The sequence below is a fragment of the Paenibacillus durus ATCC 35681 genome (genome assembly GCF_000993825.1).
Taxonomy (GTDB): domain Bacteria; phylum Bacillota; class Bacilli; order Paenibacillales; family Paenibacillaceae; genus Paenibacillus_AQ; species Paenibacillus_AQ durus_B.
This window is the reverse complement of sequence record NZ_CP011114.1, coordinates 4,045,664-4,064,972: the sequence shown is the minus strand read 5'-3', so window position 1 is coordinate 4,064,972 and position 19,309 is coordinate 4,045,664. Positions and strand designations below refer to the sequence as shown.

General features: G+C 54.4%; 18 protein-coding genes. 14 read left to right on the top strand and 4 right to left on the bottom strand.

The window, feature by feature from the left end; genetic code table 11:
* The first annotated feature begins 51 nt into the window (after positions 1–51).
* The 8 genes from VK70_RS19055 (at position 52) to VK70_RS19020 (ending at position 9,186) form a co-directional block, all read left to right on the top strand.
* On the top strand, positions 52–300 hold the full coding sequence (locus VK70_RS19055) for an HPr family phosphocarrier protein (protein WP_025700038.1): 249 nt from the start codon (positions 52–54) through the stop codon (positions 298–300).
* A 302-nt stretch (positions 301–602) separates the two neighbouring features.
* Complete coding sequence (locus VK70_RS19050) at positions 603–1,433, top strand: prohibitin family protein (RefSeq protein ID WP_025700040.1); 831 nt, start codon at positions 603–605, stop codon at positions 1,431–1,433.
* 229 nt (positions 1,434–1,662) lie between these two features.
* Positions 1,663–2,340 (top strand): deoxyribose-phosphate aldolase, encoded by a 678-nt coding sequence (gene deoC, locus VK70_RS19045; protein ID WP_025700042.1) that lies wholly within the window; start codon positions 1,663–1,665, stop codon positions 2,338–2,340.
* A gap of 205 nt (positions 2,341–2,545) precedes the next feature.
* Positions 2,546–3,850 (top strand): homocysteine synthase, encoded by a 1,305-nt coding sequence (locus VK70_RS19040; protein ID WP_025700045.1) that lies wholly within the window; start codon positions 2,546–2,548, stop codon positions 3,848–3,850.
* 314 nt (positions 3,851–4,164) lie between these two features.
* Positions 4,165–5,136, top strand: coding sequence for a hypothetical protein (locus tag VK70_RS19035; RefSeq protein WP_046723628.1), 972 nt, complete (start codon positions 4,165–4,167; stop codon positions 5,134–5,136).
* Between the two features lie 582 nt (positions 5,137–5,718).
* On the top strand, positions 5,719–7,770 hold the full coding sequence (locus tag VK70_RS19030; protein WP_025694450.1) for a heavy metal translocating P-type ATPase: 2,052 nt from the start codon (positions 5,719–5,721) through the stop codon (positions 7,768–7,770).
* 175 nt (positions 7,771–7,945) lie between these two features.
* Complete coding sequence (trxB, locus tag VK70_RS19025; protein WP_025694449.1) at positions 7,946–8,887, top strand: thioredoxin-disulfide reductase; 942 nt, start codon at positions 7,946–7,948, stop codon at positions 8,885–8,887.
* Positions 8,888–8,949: 62 nt separating this feature from the next.
* Entirely contained in the window at positions 8,950–9,186 is a 237-nt protein-coding gene (locus VK70_RS19020; protein WP_025690422.1) for a glutaredoxin family protein, read from the top strand.
* 85 nt (positions 9,187–9,271) lie between these two features.
* On the opposite strand, the gene VK70_RS19015 is transcribed toward VK70_RS19020, so the two are convergent.
* Positions 9,272–9,472 (bottom strand): hypothetical protein, encoded by a 201-nt coding sequence (locus VK70_RS19015; RefSeq protein ID WP_025694448.1) that lies wholly within the window; start codon positions 9,470–9,472, stop codon positions 9,272–9,274.
* 312 nt (positions 9,473–9,784) lie between these two features.
* Here VK70_RS19015 and VK70_RS19010 point away from each other — a divergent pair, with 312 nt between their 5' ends.
* Positions 9,785–10,909 carry a transglutaminase domain-containing protein gene (locus tag VK70_RS19010; RefSeq protein WP_025694447.1) on the top strand — a complete coding sequence of 375 codons (1,125 nt, stop codon included), beginning with the start codon at positions 9,785–9,787 and terminating at the stop codon, positions 10,907–10,909.
* A 203-nt stretch (positions 10,910–11,112) separates the two neighbouring features.
* Here the strand turns inward: VK70_RS19010 and VK70_RS19005 are convergent, their stop codons facing one another.
* Positions 11,113–12,252 carry a virulence factor gene (locus VK70_RS19005; RefSeq protein WP_025694446.1) on the bottom strand — a complete coding sequence of 380 codons (1,140 nt, stop codon included), beginning with the start codon at positions 12,250–12,252 and terminating at the stop codon, positions 11,113–11,115.
* A gap of 286 nt (positions 12,253–12,538) precedes the next feature.
* On the opposite strand from VK70_RS19005, the gene VK70_RS19000 reads away from it, so the two are divergent.
* Positions 12,539–14,164, top strand: a complete 1,626-nt coding sequence (locus tag VK70_RS19000; protein ID WP_025694445.1) for an ABC-F family ATP-binding cassette domain-containing protein — start codon at positions 12,539–12,541, stop codon at positions 14,162–14,164.
* A gap of 105 nt (positions 14,165–14,269) precedes the next feature.
* Here the strand turns inward: VK70_RS19000 and VK70_RS18995 are convergent, their stop codons facing one another.
* Both VK70_RS18995 and VK70_RS18990 read right to left on the bottom strand, forming a co-directional pair.
* Complete coding sequence (locus tag VK70_RS18995; protein ID WP_025694444.1) at positions 14,270–14,887, bottom strand: cyclase family protein; 618 nt, start codon at positions 14,885–14,887, stop codon at positions 14,270–14,272.
* Positions 14,888–15,042: 155 nt separating this feature from the next.
* Positions 15,043–15,225: a hypothetical protein gene (locus VK70_RS18990; protein ID WP_046723626.1), complete on the bottom strand. Its 183-nt coding sequence runs from the start codon at positions 15,223–15,225 to the stop codon at positions 15,043–15,045.
* 282 nt (positions 15,226–15,507) lie between these two features.
* On the opposite strand from VK70_RS18990, the gene VK70_RS18985 reads away from it, so the two are divergent.
* The 4 genes from VK70_RS18985 (at position 15,508) to VK70_RS18970 (ending at position 19,258) form a co-directional block, all read left to right on the top strand.
* Entirely contained in the window at positions 15,508–16,329 is an 822-nt protein-coding gene (locus VK70_RS18985; protein WP_025698820.1) for a C40 family peptidase, read from the top strand.
* A 185-nt stretch (positions 16,330–16,514) separates the two neighbouring features.
* Positions 16,515–17,132, top strand: a complete 618-nt coding sequence (locus VK70_RS26685; RefSeq protein WP_025698819.1) for a hypothetical protein — start codon at positions 16,515–16,517, stop codon at positions 17,130–17,132.
* A gap of 235 nt (positions 17,133–17,367) precedes the next feature.
* Entirely contained in the window at positions 17,368–17,877 is a 510-nt protein-coding gene (locus VK70_RS18975; RefSeq protein WP_025698817.1) for a DUF948 domain-containing protein, read from the top strand.
* 220 nt (positions 17,878–18,097) lie between these two features.
* Positions 18,098–19,258, top strand: a complete 1,161-nt coding sequence (locus VK70_RS18970; protein ID WP_025698814.1) for a PP2C family protein-serine/threonine phosphatase — start codon at positions 18,098–18,100, stop codon at positions 19,256–19,258.
* Positions 19,259–19,309: the final 51 nt, after the last annotated feature.

Below are 19,309 nucleotides of genomic sequence, written 5' to 3'. Positions count from 1 at the left end.
GCTGCAGCCAGTGCTAAAATTTGGGGTAACAACCTTGGGAGGGATCTCTTTATGCGCGTTCACGATATTACTTTGACCCGCGACTTTTCCTCCGATGACCTCAAGTGCATATCCATGAAAGCGGGACGTTACCTTTCCGAGATTATTCTGCTCAAGCCGGATGCGGTCATCGATGTGAAAAGCTTGCTGGGAATGATGCTGTATCCGCTCAAAAAAGGCTTTGTCATCACCATCCGCACAAAAGGCAAGGATGAAGAAGAAGCGCTGGACTTTATGTGCGAGATTATGGATTCCCGCTAAAGCGGTGCTTAGTGAACCGGAAAGCGCAGGCTCATGGGCTATACAGCCCTTGATCTTGCGCTTTTTTGTCATGTGGGGATTGGAGCCGGGGCAGCCGGACCGTAATTGATAAGCGGCCTTTGCGCTTCGTTTATGAATGCCGAGCCTTTTTTCTTGCGGGCGTGCCACCTTTTACGCGGGCCGGCCGTATACTTGGTTATAGCGGAAGGCCGGCAGGCTGGGACAATAATGACTTTGGGTATTAGGGCGCAATATCCCGGCAAGGGCTTCCCGCAAATTATTTAGGGGGAATGTTTGTGAATATGGAAATCAATCCAAAGCAAAGGTCGTTTCGTTCCGGAAAAATAATCAGCACGGTTGCTGCCATACTCATCGTGCTGCTGATCGGGGGAAATGCTTTTTCGACAGTGGAATACGGACATGTGGGGCTGTACAAGACATTCGGGAAGCTGAATGACAATGTATTGTCGCCGGGTATCCATTATAAAATACCCTTCATTCAGTCCATCATCCAGGTCAACACGCAGGTGACCAAGGCGGAAACCGACACATCGGCTTCGTCGAAAGATCTTCAGCCCGTATCCACGCATGTGGCGGTTAACTTTTCCGTGAACAAGGAGTCGGCGTACAACCTGATGAATAATATCGGCGGAAGCTTCGATTCGGTCATCATTAATCCCGCTATCCAGGAAATCGTCAAGGAAGTTACGGCAAGGTATCCCGCGGAGGATCTCATTGCCCGCCGAGATGTGGTTGCCAGCGAGATTAGCGATCATTTGAAGAACCGGCTAGCTAAATACGATTTGATTGTAAATGATATTAATATTGTAAATTTCAAATTCTCCGAAGCATTTAACGATTCGATTGAAGCGAAGCAGGTGGCTCAGCAGCAGGCGCTGAAAGCGGAGAACGATCTGAAGCGGATTGAAATCGAGGCGAAGCAGAAGGTTGCACAGGCGCAGGCGGAAGCCCAGTCGCTCAAACTGAAGAAACAGGAAGTGACGCCGGAGCTGGTACAGCTGAAGCAGATCGAGGTTCAGGAGAAGGCGCTGGACAAATGGGATGGGAAGCTGCCGGCCGTTACCGGCGGCGCGACTCCGTTTATCGACCTCAATTCTTTGGCCGCCAAATAAGCTCATCCTCATCACCGGCGTGGGTTGAACCAAGCTTGAAACACAAGAGAACCTCAGAGCAGCGAGAGCTGAATCGGAGGTTCTCTTAGTGTTCCAATGTGATCGGCTGATTTAGGATAAAATGTCTATCCGTAGGACTTTTGAAGGCTGTTCGCTTTGCAAAAAGTTACCTAATTGGTATGATTAATAGAAGTGCAAGAAGTCATATTTATTCTGGAGGAACGTGCAAATGAGCGAAATCAATCTAACCCGAATGATCGATCATACGCTGCTGAAAGCGGATGCTCGAAAAGAAGACATCGTAAAACTGGCGGAAGAAGCCAAAAGCTATAAATTCGCCTCCGTATGCGTTAACCCTGGGTGGGTTTCCGTTGCCCATGAGGTGTTAAAGGACACGCCGGAGGTAAAGGTATGCACGGTAATCGGCTTTCCGCTGGGTGCTACGACGCCGGAGACAAAGGCTTTTGAAACGGTGAACGCGATCCGAAACGGCGCGGAAGAAGTCGATATGGTCATCAACATCGGCGCTCTAAAAGACGGTAACGACGAACTGGTGAAGCGCGATATCGCCATCGTGGTGGAAGAGGCGCGCGGGAAGGCGCTGACCAAGGTTATTATTGAGACTAGCCTGCTTACGGAAGAAGAGAAGATTCGGGCCTGCAAGCTGGCGGTGGAAGCCGGGGCCGATTATGTGAAGACCTCGACAGGCTTCTCTACCGGCGGGGCAACCAAAGAAGATATTGCGTTAATGCGAAGTGTAGTAGGGCCGGATATTGGCGTCAAAGCCTCCGGCGGCGTGCGCAGCGTGGAGGACGCTCTGGTTATGATCGGCGCGGGCGCAACGCGGATCGGCACCAGCGGCGGTGTGGCGATTGCCAAAGGGGAGCGGAATATTTCCGGTTATTAAATGATATTTTGGACCAAACAAGCTGCGGCTGAAGCGGGAAACCGTCTCGGCCGCAGCTTGTTTTTTTGAATTTTTTCATTCTTTCTTATAATTCTTAGTGGAATAATAAGAATAAGTCTTTTCAAATGACATTCTTTGTGAGAGAATAGGTGCAACTCTTACTTCTAACCATTTTTTTCTAATTGAAATTAGGGAGGAAATAACTATGTCAGAACAAGCCAACCTGTCGTTTGAAACGCTCGCCGTCCATGCCGGACAGCAAATCGATCCGGCTACGTTCGCCCGCGCCGTTCCGCTTTATCAGACCACTTCTTACGGATTCAGGGATGCGGAGCATGCGGCCAATCTGTTCGGATTGAAAGAGTTTGGGAACATTTATACACGTTTGACGAATCCGACGACCGATGTGTTCGAGCAGCGGATTGCGGCGCTGGAAGGCGGGGCGGCAGCGCTGGCGACAGCTTCTGGCGCGGCGGCTATTTCCTTCTCTATTCTGAATATTGCCGGAGCCGGAGATGAAATTGTATCCTCGGCAAGCCTGTACGGGGGCACATACAATCTGTTCTCCACTACACTGCCTAAGCTTGGCATTAAGGTCCATTTCGTGGACTCGGATAATCCGGAGAATTTCCGCAGCGCTATTACCGAGAATACCAAGGCGCTGTTCGCGGAAACGATCGGCAATCCGCAGGGGAATGTGCTGGACATCGAGGCGGTGGCTGCCATCGCGCATGAGCATGGTATCCCGCTTATTGTCGACAATACGTTTCCGAGCCCATATCTGCTCCGTCCGATTGAGCACGGAGCCGACATTGTCGTCCATTCGGCGACCAAATTCATCGGGGGCCACGGCACCTCTATCGGCGGAGTGATTGTGGACGGGGGCAAATTTGACTGGAAGGCCAGCGGCAAGTTTCCGGGCCTGACGGAGCCCGACCCCAGCTACCACGGCCTGGTCTATACCGAAGCACTAGGAACGATCGCCTACATTATTAAGGCCCGCGTTCAGCTGCTCCGCGATATTGGCGCGTCGATCTCGCCGTTTAACTCCTGGCTGCTGCTGCAGGGGCTTGAAACGCTGCATCTGCGGGTGGAGCGCCACAGCCAGAATGCGCAGAAGGTGGCGGAATTTCTGGAAGCCCATGAAGATGTGGAATGGGTAAGCTATCCGGGGCTGCCGAGCCATCCATCCTACCAGCTCGCGCAGAAGTATTTGCCGAAAGGGCAGGGAGCGATCCTGACCTTTGGCATCAAGGGAGGAAGCGAGGCGGGCCGCAAGGTTATCGAGAACGTGAAGCTGTTCTCACATCTGGCGAATGTCGGCGATTCCAAGTCGCTGATCATTCATCCGGCCAGCACAACCCATCAGCAGCTGTCGGAAGATGAACAGCGGTCTGCGGGTGTAACGCCCGAGCTGATCCGCCTGTCGATCGGTACGGAGGCGATCGCAGATATATTGGATGATTTGCGCCAGGCCATTGCGGCCAGTCAGGGAGTAACCGCCCAATAAATAGGCCCTTCTCTTATCCGCCCGGCTATCATGTAGCCGGGCTATATCAGTATCCGGCAATCGTTAAGCTCGTATGGCGCGGACGTTACTCCTCGGAATGGCGTGTCCGCGCCGCTTCCTGGGCTCATCCAGGCTTGGGCGCGGGAGAAGGCTGCGGGGGAGGAAAGTATTCTCTTGGATAAAGGGATGCCCGTACCCGCATATTTCATGATCCGGCTCCGTATGCATTAGAGAGGCCGTAAAATAACAGCCGGCGGGAAGCAGGGCAGAAAGCGCCCGGCGGCAACTCATAACCGAAAAAGGTGGGTGCGAAGATGAGGGATAAACTTGGGCAGGATAACGTAAGAACTGGCAGAGAATATCCGTTTACATCCGGAACGGCGGCGGAAAAACCAGCAGACACGGAGAGTCCGTATCTGCATGATTCTTCCCGTGCGTTGCGTCCGGTTTTTCTAGTGCTGCCGGAAGGCCGCGAGAACCGTCCGTCTGTCCGCGAACCGGGCACCGCTGCGGCAGGACCCTGCCTGGTTAGAAGTGAAGACTGGCTGAAACAGGCGGACCCGCTATTTACCGCCTGGCTTGCAACCGGGGATGGACCGGAGGCGGATCTGGCGCTGCGCCGGATTTATTACCGGCTGCGCGACGAAGCGTCCGCGCTGCTCGGATCGGCGGACGGAGAGTGGGCCGCAGTGAGCCTGCCGGCCGTTCCGGAGCTTGACTCCCGCCCTGATCGGCTTGCCGAGCTTCAGGACATATTATTGGAAGCGCTTTTTAACGCGCTGGCGGAGCGGCAGCGCGAGGGCGGCGACTGCCGCCTGGATCTGCTGGCGCCCCATCCCGCCAGCGCGCATGAATTCGCTGCTGCGCGCGAATTCATCGAGACGGTGGCCGAACAGACTCTCGGCCACCGCTTCGCGGCGGCGTGCCGTATCGGGGCGCTGTTCGCCCCCGATATCAGTCCCGCCGCCGCAGAGGAAATCGGGCGCATCGCCGATTTCCTCGTGCTGGACGGCGCGGCGGACGGGTCCGCGCCGGAGGAAAGCGCCGCCGCGGACCTGGTCTCCGCGGCGGAGAGCATTCTCGCCGCCGTGCGGGGCGTGAAGCCGGCGGCGGTCGTGTTCGCCGCCGGCGGCTCGGCGGCGGCTGCGCTGGCCGATCTGTACCGGATCGGCCTGAACGGGATCTTTTGCGGCGCCGAGCACCGGACAGAGGCTCTGCTTCGGGCAGCCTGCCTGGTCTGGATGGACCGCCACGAAAGCGCGGACACGGCTACAGGCTGGCTGTAACGGCGCACGAGAGAAGCGCCGTTCTACGGTTAGCCGATCCAGACGCTGATTCGCCGCTAACGTAAAGTTTGGGACGAATCAATTTGCACAGGGCGAGCAGGGAAGTCTGTCCGGCATTGGCCGGATCAACGGGAGGATGCATGAATACAAAGAGGGAGCGCCGAATTGCAACGCTCCCTCTTTGTATTCATTAGGTACGGTTCCCCATAATGGGAATCGAAAAATCAGGCATTATACAAGCAGCATATCTTATACCAATCGGAAGGGCTGCCGACGGACGGGAGCGAGATAGAGAATCATTCTCCAATATCTGTAAAATTCAGGCCTGTACACCGGTTTACAATCGGCGGATAGGGGTATATTATAATTATGTGTTGCACTAAGGAAAACATTTTGTACTAATGAAACAATGAATTTCATTCTCATTTATCATGCTGTCCCGGCGTAGCCGGGGCAGCATGTGTCATTTTAAGGGCTCTAAGAATGGCTTTCATTATCAGCAGGGGATGAATTTCAATTATGTTTCCGAAACCGTCCGAATGGACCTGTTCCAACATCAAACTTTGAGGAGGGTGATTTTCAATGCAAGATGCGAAACAACTGCCGCGTATCTCTTCTTTGAATGGGCAAGCGAAGAAACCCGGAGCGCCCAAAGGAAGAAAATTCGATCCAAAAGCGATGATTCAAAATACGGAAATGCAGGCTGCGCTTGGAAGCGGGCTGCTTATGCTTCTGGCCTGGGGACTAAGCGGCTGGCTGCCGGTGCTGTCGGTCATCGTCTATACGGCCGCGTATACGGTTGGAGGGTGGATCAAAGCCAAAGAGGGAGTGGAGACACTCGTCAAGGAGCATGATCTCGATGTCAACCTGCTGATGATCGCGGCGGCGCTTGGAGCGGCGTCGATCGGCTACTGGAACGAAGGGGCGATGCTGATCTTTATTTTTTCCCTCAGCGGAGCGCTGGAGAGCTATACGATGGACCGCAGCCGCAAGGACATCTCTTCACTGATGGCGCTCAAGCCGGCGACGGCGCTGCGCATCGAGCAGGGAGCCATGAACGAGGTGACGATCGACAAGCTGGTCATCGGCGATCTGTTGCTGGTGCGTCCTGGCGAGCTGATTCCTGCCGACGGAACCGTGTACCGGGGGGAATCGTCGGTCGATCAGGCCTCGATTACCGGCGAATCGGTGCCGGTCGAGAAGGTTTACGGGGATGAAGTATTCGCGGGCACGCTGAACGGTGAAGGCGCGCTGTACATTGAGGTGACGAAATCGGCGGAGAACTCGCTGTTTGCCAAAATCGTCAAAATGGTGGAGGACGCGGAAGCCGAGGTTCCGGAATCCCAGCGCTTTATCAAGCGGTTCGAGGCGATTTACGCCCGGGCTGTGGTCGCTCTGACGCTTGTTCTCGTTGTCCTGCCTCCATTTGTGCTGGGCTGGTCTTGGGGCACTACGTTTTATAAAGCGATGGTCTTCCTCGTTGTCGCCTCTCCATGCGCCCTGATGTCGTCCATCATGCCCGCGATGCTGTCTGCGATTTCGAGGAGCGCGCGCAAAGGCATTCTGTTCAAGGGCGGAGCGCATCTGGAAAATATGGCGCGTACCGCCGTCGTCGCCTTTGACAAGACGGGAACCTTGACGGCAGGGACGCCCGAGGTGACCGATTTCATCATCGGCAAAGGTTATAACCGGCTTGAGCTGCTGACGGTCAGCGCATCGATTGAGAGTATGTCGCGCCATCCGCTGGCCGAAGCGATTGTCCGCAAAGCCGAAGACGAATGCCTGGAGCTGTGGAATGTGCAGGATTCCCGTTCTTTGACCGGCTGGGGAGTGGAAGGCCAAGTGAGCGGCAAGCTGTGGAGGATCGGCAAATCCAACATTTTGGATGATGGAAAAATTCCGGTTCAGCGCGCAGAGACAGCAGCGGATACCGCCGCCGCTGACGGAACCGGATCTGACAGCGGCATGACAGACGGCGAACCGGCAGCACTGCGCAGCGAAGATCTGGCGTTCTGGCGAGAGCAGCGCACGAGCCTGGAGAAGGATGGCAAGACCGTATCCGTTATTCTGGACGGAGATACAGTGGCGGGCATGATCGCGCTTCAGGATACGGTGCGCCCGGAGGCGGAGGACGCGGTGCGGAAGCTGCAGGAGCTGGGCATCAAGGTGGCAATGCTGACCGGGGACCGGGCAGCCACGGCGCAGGCGATCGGCGCGAAGACGGGGGTCGATCTCGTCTTTTCCGACCTGCTCCCGGAAGATAAAGTGAAGCATATCGCCGCGCTGCGGGAGCAGTACGGTCATACGATCATGGTTGGCGATGGCGTCAACGATGCGCCCGCGCTCGCGCAGGCGACGGTAGGCATGGGAATGGGCATGAAGGGCAGCGGCGCGGCGCTTGAAGTCGCCGATGTGGTGCTGATGAATGACAATATCGGGGAGATTGCTTCGACCATCTCGCTCGCCCGCCGCTGCCAGCGAATTGTGAAGCAGAATATGACTTTTGCCATAAGCGTCATCGTCCTGCTCATTGCAAGTAATTTTATCAATGGCATCGCGCTTCCCTTTGGCGTCATCGGCCATGAAGGCAGCACCATTCTCGTGATCCTGAACGGATTGCGGCTGCTGCGGTAGTTGGGACGTTTTTACTGAAAGTTTTTAAAAATTAAATTGTTCACAAAATAGTCCCCGGACTATGGAGTCTGGCATATTGACATTTTCATCCTTGAAGAGCATAATGGAGTTACTTTAGAATAATTCTAATTAAGATTTCACATATGTGGTAGTCCATAAAGAGGAGGATGTAATTATGTATAAATCAATCATTGTCGGTACCGGACCTGCGGGTCTGACTGCCGCTATCTATTTGGCCCGGGCCAATATGAATCCGCTGGTTATTGAAGGCCCGCAGCCGGGAGGCCAGCTTACCACGACCACCGAGATCGAGAACTTCCCGGGATTCCCGGAAGGAATTCTCGGTTCGGAGCTGATGGACAATATGCGCGCACAGGCGGAGCGTTTCGGAGCGAAATTCGTTACCGGCTGGGTGAACAGCGTGGAGCTGGGAGAGCGTCCGTTCAAGCTAAACGTTGAAGACATGGGCACGCTTGAGACCGATACGCTGATCATTTCCACCGGCGCTACCGCGAAGTACCTGGGCATCCCGGGAGAGCAGGACAATGTGGGCCGGGGCGTCAGCACCTGCGCGACCTGCGACGGCTTCTTTTTCCGTAACAAGGAAATTATCGTTGTGGGCGGCGGGGATTCGGCGCTGGAGGAAGCCGGCTTCCTGACCCGCTTCGCTTCGAAGGTGACACTGGTGCATCGCCGGAATGAACTGCGCGCTTCCAAGATTATGCAAGATCGGGTACGCGCCAATGAGAAAGTGGAATGGGCGCTGGACCGTACACCGCTTGAAGTGGTGGCAGGCGATAATGGCGTTACCGGTCTGAAGGTGCTGAACAACGAGACCGGCCAAGAAGAATTCATTGAAGCGGGCGGCGTGTTCGTGGCGATCGGTCATCACCCGAATACGGCTTTCCTTGGCGGTCAGATTACCGTCGATTCGAACGGTTATATCGTAACGAATCCGGGCACTTCCGAGACGAACATTCCGGGCGTATTCGCCTGCGGCGATGTTCAGGATACCCGGTACAGACAGGCGATTACGGCGGCGGGCAGCGGCTGCAAGGCTGCCATGGACGCTGAGAAATACATTGAGAGCCTGGAGCACAGCGCGGTTGCGCTGTAAGTTTCATCGAAACGCCGCAAGTGATATAATATTAAGCAAAAATTACTAGGAGGGAATCAACTATGGAAAATGTTGTGGTATATACATCGACTAACTGTCCGCACTGCCGTCAGGTCAAAAGCTTTTTGAATGAGAAGGGAATTTCTTTCGAGGAGCGCAATATCGAGCAGAACGAAGAGTTCGCGCAGCAGGTATGGGATATGGGCATGCGCGCTGTTCCGGTTACCGTGATCGGCGAACATAAAATCGTGGGCATGAACAAAACGCAGTTCGACAAAGTATTGGCGGCTGCACAATAATTACGGCTATTGGTCAAAGGGATGGGCGTCTCCGGCAGCGGGGGCGCCCTTTTTAGCGTGAGATTAAACGGGAGATGAGGTTCAGCTAGGCCGGGATAAGGGACATTGCGATCCGAAATACCGCGTACACGGCGATGCCGCCGCCGATTAGCAGGAGCCCCGCCTTTTGTCTGGACTGGAACAGACGCAGCACGCCGAGGCTGATCATTGGTGCGATGATGAGCAGAACGAGCAGTACGGTGATAAACATCCGGACTGAAACATCGGAAGTATCCACATAGGTCATGAAGGCTCACTCCATTTTGTATGTAAATAGGATTGGGCTTGCTCTTTTGCTGAATTCAATTATATGCTAAATATAGCATTTTCACTTTAGGACCGCGAGATGCGAAGCGCCGCTTCAGCATGTTCAATACATTTGAGCACTTATGGAAATATCAATCCTATCCGATAATAGAGAAACAAAGGCATATTTTTTTGTGAATTTTAGCACTTAAGCAGTATTGGAAATGTTGTTGGACGCATCTAATATATGGAAGTGTAAACCAGGATTCAACCGTTGAGCAGGCAAACTCGCGCCAAGGGGGCTAAAGCAAGGATGGGGAAGTTAACGAAGGCGATAGTATTGGGAATGCTGGTTGCCGCCGCTGTGCCGCCGGCTGTGCATTGGGGGATGGATTATGCCTACGCCGGGGTGAAGGGAACCTCCATACGTTCCGTCAGCGACATGACCCAGCAGTTGACGGCAGCGATGAATAACCGCAGAGAGAGTGTTGCTTTTACATATGAAGGAAATACCTCACGCTTGAAGTCGCAGCTGCAGACCGCGCTGGACCAGGCGATGTCGAACGATCCTTACTTGAACTATATTGTGAGCAGCTACAGCTTTTCCTACCGGGGCGGTTCCCGCTCGGCGGCGGTAAGCGTCAAGCTTTCCTACCGTGAGTCGCTTCAGCAGACCGCTTATGTCAACGGGCGGGTCAAGACGATTTTGAACGAAATTATAACCCCGGGGATGACAGGCGATGAAAAGGTAAAGGCGGTCCACGATTGGGTGGTGCTGAACCTGAAATATGACACGACCTACACCAAATATACGGCTTACGAAGGGCTGAAAAGCGGCAGCGCCGTCTGCCAGGGCTATTCCCTGCTGACCTACAAGCTGCTGAAGGGCGCGGGAATTCCGAATAAAATCGTGGAAGGCACCGCGTGGCAGGACGGCTCGGGCCAATCGCACGCGTGGAATCTGGTTCAGCTGAACGGACGCTGGTACCATCTGGATACGACTTGGGACGATCCCTCTCCGGATAAAGCGGGGGCCGTCAGCACGACCTATTATCTGCGCACAGACAGCCAGATGCGCCGGGATCACACTTGGACCCGTTCCTATCCGGCAGCGGCTGTGGAGTACTCCCGTACGCTCAGCGAACTGGCAAGCGTCAAAGGAGAGAAGCAGACGGCCTATCAGAAGCTGCAGCAGGCGCTCCGGTACGACCTATACGAGGAGAGCGGAATCGTCGATAACGCGGCCGAGCTGACCACACTAGCGCAGCAGGCGCGGAAGAAGGGAGAAGCTTCGCTGCTGTTCCGCTATAACGGAAGCGAGAGCAGGCTGGTGCGCGACCTGCAGCAGCTGTACGAGAAAGGCTTTAAGGGCTTGAGCTATAAGACATCTTCGTTTGAGAATACAGGGGATTTGAAAGTGGAACTCTACTGGCAGTAATAACGATGACGTGAAAAAGATCGCTCTTCCATCCGTTCGAAAGGACGGGGAGGGCGATCTTTATTCATAGAAATGGACCGAAAGTGCATGTGCCACTCCGGATACGGAGTGAGGCCGAATTCGGCCCTCGGCGCGATCCTGCTCTTGCGGAGCGGCGGGGGGCCGGGCACCTAACGTAGGATGCCGTTATTTATGCCGCAGCCTCAGCTGCGTCCGCGTCCCGCCATCTGCTGCCAGACCGTTCCGGCCGCTTCCTCGCCGGACTCAATGCGCTCCAGCGCCATGCGCGCCTGAAGCCCGACTTCGAACTCGGGATCGTTCACCGCGGCTTCCAGCGCGTTCCGCGCTTCAGCTGTGCCGACCTCGTACAGAAACCGGGCGGCGCGCCAGCGGACGATTTTGCTGCTGTCCTTCAGCGCCCGGGTCATGACCGGCGTGGCGGCGGGATCGCCGATATCGGACAGGGTATCCCCGGCGGTGCGCCGCACGGCGGGAGCGTTGTCTCTCATTGCCTCGTACAGCAGTTCCTTCGCTTCGGGGGTGCGGAGATCGCCCAGATAGACGACGGCTAACCGCCGGATCAGCAGCTTCGGGTCTCGCAGCGCCGCTGATATTTGCGGGAGCAGCTCGGGCGTAGGCGTCAAATCTTCAAGCGCCGCGTAGCGTACCCGCCAGTTTTCGCTCGTCAGGTCTCGCAGCAGCTCGTCCTGACCGCGCTTGCTGCGATGCTCGATGAATTCGCCGCCGGCCGTTCCGTGCGCGATAGCCTGCTGCACCAGCGAATCAAGGCGCTCCTGCGGATACGCGGCCTCCAACTCCTGCTCAACTTCGCGCGCGATCTCGGGTAGCTCGCCGTAGCGTACGCCGTAATCCGTCAGCTTGCGCTCTTTGATCAGGACCGCGCTCGCTACATTCGTCACCGCCTCGGTGAATCGCGGCGACAGCGCGATGCGTTCCTCGCGCGCTCCGCTCTTCACCCGAATCTGCATCGGGATGGCGCGGAACATTTGGACGAACACCTGCGCCTCACCGAAATGCGCACCGTCGTTCTCGTCTGTTAGCGCCCAGTCCTGCGCTCCGGCCGCTTCGCCGCCGAAGCGGGACTTCAGCTCGCGGAATATCTCCGCCCAGTCTGCGGAGGGCCTCCGCTCTAGCGCCGCGAAGTCGGCGGTATGAAAGATATTTTCCACTCCCGGAATGGTCAGCATCTCCCGCGCCCAGGCTGGCGCAGCGTGCTGACTTTCCAGGGTATAGGTTCGGCGTATTCCCGGCTCCAGACTTTCATCCAGATGAAGCTTCATCGTATGCGGACTCGGGGTCGGTTCTATAAATGTAATCTTCATTCGGGTAAACCTCCTTAGGACGGCAGCCGCCGCATTTACTTATATAGGTCAGCAAGGGTATAGGTCAGCAAGGGGCGTTTACTCGCATTTTACATCAAATTTGATTGAAAATACACAAACAGTCGGCACGTTCCGGCCCGCTGGCGGCGTCAAGCGCCGGAATCTCATTGCCGTTGTCTGCCCATTTTTGCCCTTTTCGCGGCAAATCAAGGAGTTTACGGGCTTTTCGGTCCATTTTTGTGCTATAATATGCCGGAAACCTATGTGTAAAGGATGGTATGCAAAAATGATCAGTACAAGCGGCGTGACACTCCGTTACGGAAAGCGCGCACTTTTTGAAGATGTAAATATAAAGTTTACTCCCGGCAACTGCTACGGCCTGATCGGGGCCAACGGCGCCGGCAAATCGACGTTTCTGAAAATTCTGTCCGGTGAGATCGAAGCCAACTCCGGCGAAGTTCATATCACGCCCGGCGAACGCATGGCCATATTGAAGCAGAACCACTTCGAATATGACGAAAACCCGGTGCTGGAAACGGTCATTATGGGCCACGCGCGCCTGTATGACATTATGAAGGAGAAGGACGCGCTGTACGCCAAGTCCGACTTCTCCGAAGCCGACGGTCTGCGGGCCGGCGAGCTGGAAGGCGAATTCGCCGAACTGAACGGCTGGGACGCTGAACCGGACGCCGCCGCGCTCCTGATCGGCCTCGGCATTCCGCGTGATCTGCACGACAAAAAGATGGCGGAGCTAAGCGGCAACGAGAAGGTCCGGGTACTGCTTGCCCAGGCGCTGTTCGGCCGTCCGAACAACCTGCTCCTTGACGAACCTACCAACCACTTGGACCTCGAATCCATTCAGTGGCTGGAGAACTTCCTCATGGACTATGAAGGCACCGTTATCGTCGTATCCCATGACCGTCACTTCCTGAACAAAGTATGTACGCACATCGCGGACATCGACTTCGGCAAAATCCAGATGTATGTCGGCAACTATGACTTCTGGTACGAGTCCAGTCAACTCGCTCTCCAGCTTCAGCGGGAATCGAACAAGAAGAAGGAAGAGAAGATCAAGGAGCTGCAGGCGTTCATTCAGCGCTTCTCGGCTAACGCCTCCAAGTCGAAGCAGGCGACGTCGCGGAAGAAGCAGCTCGACAAGATCACGCTCGACGACATTCGCCCGTCCAACCGGAAATATCCGTTCCTGAACTTCAAGCCGGAGCGCGAAGCCGGGAAGCAATTGCTGACGATCAGCAATCTGACCAAGAGCATTGAAGGCGAGAAGGTGCTGGACGAAGTCGGCTTTGTCGTGAATAAAGGCGACAAGATTGCTTTTGTCGGTCCGAACGGGCTGCCCAAATCAACGCTGTTCGATGTCATCATGGGCGAAACGGAAGTGGAATCGGGCGAATACACCTGGGGCGTTACGACATCCCAAGCTTACTTCCCGAAAGATAACTCCAATTATTTCGATGGCGTGGAGCTGAATCTGGTGGAATGGCTACGCCAATACTCGAAGGACCAGGACGAGACGTTCCTGCGCGGCTTCCTGGGACGCATGCTGTTCTCCGGCGAGGAAGCGCTGAAGAAGGCGAGCGTATTGTCCGGGGGCGAGAAGGTGCGCTGCATGCTGGCGAAGATGATGCTGAACGGCGCGAACGTCCTCGTCTTCGACGAGCCGACGAACCACTTGGACCTCGAGTCCATCACGGCGCTGAACAACGGGCTGATCGACTTCGACGGCACGATTCTGTTCACATCGCATGACCATCAGTTCATTCAGACGATTGCGAACCGGATCATCGAGATTACGCCAAATGGCATTATCGATCGCGTGATGAGCTATGATGAGTACCTCGAAAGCGACGAAGTCAAGGAACTGCGCCAGCGGATGTATCCGGTGGAAGTGTAAAATAAAGCCGTAAGCAGGCGCGGGACGGGGAAAGTCTCTGCCGCGCACGGGGCGGGCATATGCTTATTAGAGCCGACCGGATGGGTATCCGGCCGGCTCTTTAAGTTACTGGAAAGTGCGGGCAATCACCCGGGCTATGGAGGAATCGGCGTTGATATTCAGCGGAAGGGCGGTCACTTCAAACCGGGATAAGGGAAGCAGCGCCGCAAGATCCGTCAGATTCTCGATGATTGGAATGCGGCGGCTGAACAGCATCCGGTGTATATCGAAAGGATGTCTGTCCGGCGATGGAGTGTCCATGCCGACCATTTTAATTTTTTTTCGAATCAGAAGATCCGCAAGCTCCGGTGTCAGAACCGGAAAATCGGCAAAATAGGCGGGTTCTCCGAACAAATCGCTATGTCCGGTGTACAGGATTACGATCTGCCCTTCGTGAATGAGCTGTTCGTATTCGGGTTTATATCCAATTGCTCCGGCTCCCCGGACATCCAGCAAGCAGCCCTCCCCGATAAACGTGCTCAGCGGATACCCGTTCAAATACTCCGTGCAGTCCGTCATGTGCATATGCCCGTCGATATGCGTTCCTGAATGCATGTTAATGGTCAGGCGATGATTGTTATAGCCATCCCGGGCGAATTCGGCGGATCTTGCAAGCTGCGTTGGCTGATCTCCCGGATAGACCGGCAGCCCGTCCCGGATGGGGTGGGTCAGATCGATGATCATGGCTTTTTGGGCTCCTTTACTTTGGAATCAAAATAAAAACGAGGCAGTTCTGAAAGCAGCGGGAGCTTAAGCAAGCTGCGTTTAGGACGACCTCGTTCGGTTTTCTAACCCCTTAGCAGGCTGCGCCTGCGTAAACTTGCAGTGAGCTGCACGGGTCAGGACCCGCCGGTGCGGCGGCGCTGGTTATTCGGTTTCTTGTTGTTCTGGGTTTTAAACGTTTTGGCTGCACCCGCTTGAAAAGCGCCCGGTTTGGAGTTGTTCTGCTGCTTCTTCTGCTCCAGCTTTTGCCGGATGGCATCGGCGAGGTTGATTTTGGGCTTGTCACTGCTCTCGGTCATTTGCGTTAATCCTCCTTGAAGCTTGTAATGAGAATATTTTAATGGTTTTTGAAAACGCCGACAAGGGATACTTTGAGGCGGTGAAACCTAAATATTAACAATTCCCGCCAAATCCAAGTAGAAATCAAGACTATAGACCCGTCCTTTACCATGAATTGGTATTCCGATTTGTGAAATTTGGTGCATGTTCCCATATCCGGGGGAAGCCTATAATTATTGCAGAAAACAATAACGGCGGCGCCACCATTGTTGAGTTCTAATCATATCCATTCGGGGGACGGTATGAACCAATTAACCAAGCAGCTACTTGCCGCGTTATTATTGTCAACCGCAGTTTGCGCTTCTTCGGGCGGGTTCGGGGCTAATTCTGTCCATGCGGCTAAGAATTCGGCCGCTGTACTGTCCAGTGCCGCCTCGCAATCGGCCGTCATTCAGTCAACAGTCCGGCTCCGCAGCGCGCCTTCCGCAGGCAGCAAGGTGCTCTCCTATGTAAAAGAAGGGGAGAAGGTGCTGATTCTGGAAAAGACGAATGCCTATTTCTACAAGGTCCGCACGGCGAACGGAGAAATCGGCTATTGCAGCTCTCAGGACAAGTATATCGCTCTGACAGCGGCCGAAGCGGCTCCACAGCCTGTACCGGCTGCTCCTGCGGCAAGCACAGCTACAGCGAGTATCGAGCAGGTCATTGCTAGAGGGATGTCCTATCTCGGCACACCTTATGAATTCGGGTCAAGCCGCAGCGACATATCCACCTTCGATTGCTCGGATTTTGTCCGGCAGATTTATCTTGAAGCGGCGAATATTAAGCTGCCGGCTGATTCCAGACAGCAGGGGAAATGGGTCAGGGAGAGCCGTTCAGCCGTAACGGATATATCGGGTCTCAAACGGGGCGATCTGATGTTCTTTATGAGCTACAAAGGAAGCTCAGCCGCCGCTTATGCCGGGATTGACAAGTCTGCGGAAAGGATTACGCATGTCGCTCTATATTTGGGAGACGGACAGATTTTGCATACGTATTCCGTATCTTCCGGGGGTGTCAGAGTAGATAAATTAAGCGCTTCTTGGACCAACCGATTCCTCTTCGGAGGCTCGGTTATCCACTGATTATACAGCTTGCCTAGTGCGGAAGCGACAGTAGTACAGTTTGTGACGGGTGCAGTACATGAAAAAAGGGTGTTTCCAGCGGCAGGTGCTAATGGGGATGCCCTTTTTGCGCTGGGGGCAGGCAGCCCGGTATACTTAGAGATAGTTATTAGAATCGTTGCAGGACAACGAAGGGAAGAGAAGATATGCCTCATCACAATAAAAAGAGTACGCCGGGCAAAATCCTTTTCCGGACGTTTGCCGGAATTGTGCTGCTCCTGCTCCTTGCCGGAGCGGCCGCCGCCTGGTACGCCGCGCCGGTGAATAAGCTGGATCTGTCTTATGACCGGGTAGATTTTGATCCGAAGCTGCTCCAAATGGTCAGAGACAGAAGCCCCGTGCTGACGTTGACCGAAGACGAGCTGAACAACCTCTTTAAAAAAGGATTGAACGACTATCTGTCTGAGCATCCTTCATCCTTTGTCTGGATTACCGGAGCCCGGTTCCGGCAGAGCGGAGACCGGCTGACTGCGGATATTAACGGGCTGGCGGGTCCGGTGCCGTTCGGTGCGGAAGTCGGCATGATCATGGAGGTTTCGCCGGATTCGGGCGGAATGATTAAGCTGCATCACGACTATACATCGATCCGGAATCGGAAGGTGCCGAAAGGCGTGCTGTCCTTTCCGCCGATTTCGGTCCGCTTGCGGGAGCATATGCCGTTTATGGTGGAGGTCCGCAAGATTGAACTGCTGGAGAGCGGAATGCGCGTCTCCTTTGCTGTAGATTGGAGCAATCTGCTCCGTTCGCTAATAAAGCTGAAATAAGCCCGGGAATCCGCCCTTTACGAGGGAGGGCGCCCGGACTTGCTTCAGCTTATTTTAGTTTGCCGGGCAGCCCTATGCCCTTTTTTTCAGCATACGATCATACAATTATATTGACCGCCCTTGCGCCAGACGCCTGACCGAACGGTTGTTTCGGCTGTAGACCCCAGGGGTAACTATGCAATATTAAGGCAGACTTGAGGCCGATAATATTACGAATCGGAAGGAGTTTATACCCATGATCATTAGCCTCAGCGTGGCGCTTATAGCTGTCGCATTCGCAGTTCTCGTGTTCTTTTTGATTAAGACTCTGAATTCCGCCAAGGCTTCTCTCGACAAAGTGAGCCAGACGCTTCAGGAGGTACAGAAGACAGTCGATGAGCTCACTTATGAAGTGAAAGCTACGGTAAGACACGCCAACAAGATTACGGCGGATGTGCAGGGTAAAATAGAGAAAATCGATCCTATTATGGACTCGGTCCAGAATCTGGGCGAGGTGCTCAGCGAGCTGACAATGACCGTGAAGCAGGTATCGGTAACAGTCATTGAGAGATTCCGCAAAAACCGGGAGCTGAAAGAGAAAGCGGAGCTTGTATCGGTCAACAACGTCAAGGCGACCCCTGCTGAGGAGCGGACGGTAAATTCCTATAATGCGGTTAATGCGGTAAACAGCAAGAAGGGGAGATTGGACGCCGTCCTCAAAGGAGTCGATGTCGCCGCCGGTCTCTGGCAGAGATACCGGAAGTAGCGCCCAGGCCTCCTGATGAGAAATCGTCATTAACGCAACCTCCAGTTCCACTATGGCTGGGGGTTACTTTTAATGGGAATATGCCTTTTTGTCAATCCAAGGAAAGAAAAGGCGATGCCTGCAAATGTTGCGGATGGAAAATACCCAGCTAAATATCGTATCATAATAATATGCGCATTTTGGATTTTTCGGTCGAATTATGAGACGGTGAGGTGAAGTAATGAAAATACTAATTGTTGACGACAATCCTACCAATATTATCATCATCCGTGAAATCCTAAAAAAAGAGGCTTATCGCAATGTGATTACGGCGGCTTCCGCAATTGAAATGCTGGAGCTGCTCGGAGCCCGCGGCGAGAATAGCGAACTTAGGCCAAAGCATCCCGATGTCGATCTGATTCTTCTCGATATGATGATGCCCGAAATGGACGGTATCGAGGCTTGCCGGATCGTGCAGCAGTACGCGAATTTGAAGGATATTCCGATTATCATGGTAACCGCCGTCGGCGACTCCAAGAAATTGGCGGAAGCGCTGGATGCCGGCGCGGTCGATTATGTAACCAAGCCGATCAACAAGGTCGAGCTGATGGCGCGAATCCGCTTGGCTCTGCGGCTGAAGGCCGAGAAGGATTGGCATAAGGAAAGGGATCAGCGCATTCAGTACGAATTGAAGCTGGCGGCACTCGTGCAAAATGCAGTGCTCAGCCTGCCGCTGAAAGAGGAACTGTTCGAGGTACATGCCATTTATCAGCCTTCATTTGAGCTAGCCGGGGATTTGTATGCCTGGTACGCGCTGGGAGACGGGCGTTATGGGGTCATTTTGCTGGATATGATGGGACACGGCATTTCATCCTCTCTGTTCTGCATGTTCATTGCTTCCGTGCTCAAGGACACGGTCACGACTTATGTCGAGCCGGAGAAAGTCATTCAGGAACTGAACCGGCGCTTCAACCAGCTCTATATCGAAAAACAGCTTGTACAATACTATTTTACAGCCATTTATCTTGTCATTGATACCAAATTGCAGCGCATTGACTATGTGAATGCAGGCCATCCCCCTGCCCTGTTCTTTGAAGGGAACGCCGCCGAACCGGTGCTGCTGGAGAGCAACTGTCATCCGGTAGGAGTGTTCGACCGAATCGAGGCTTCGCCTCAAACGCTCACTTATGAGCAGGAAGGCCATTTGGCGATGTATACCGACGGGCTTCTGGAGATGGTGGAGGGAGATCAGGAGGAACAACTGAAATTCCTGATCGGCGAGCTTGCGGGGGAGCATGAGTGGCGCGAAGAGCCGATGAAGGCCGCTTTCTTCGATAACAAGGCCCCGGGAGAGCGTGATGACGACAAGTGTCTGGTGTGGATTTCACTGAGAACTTATTAATGCGGATATGCCTGTATTCGTAATTCCGGATTTAGGGTAATAGTCTTACAG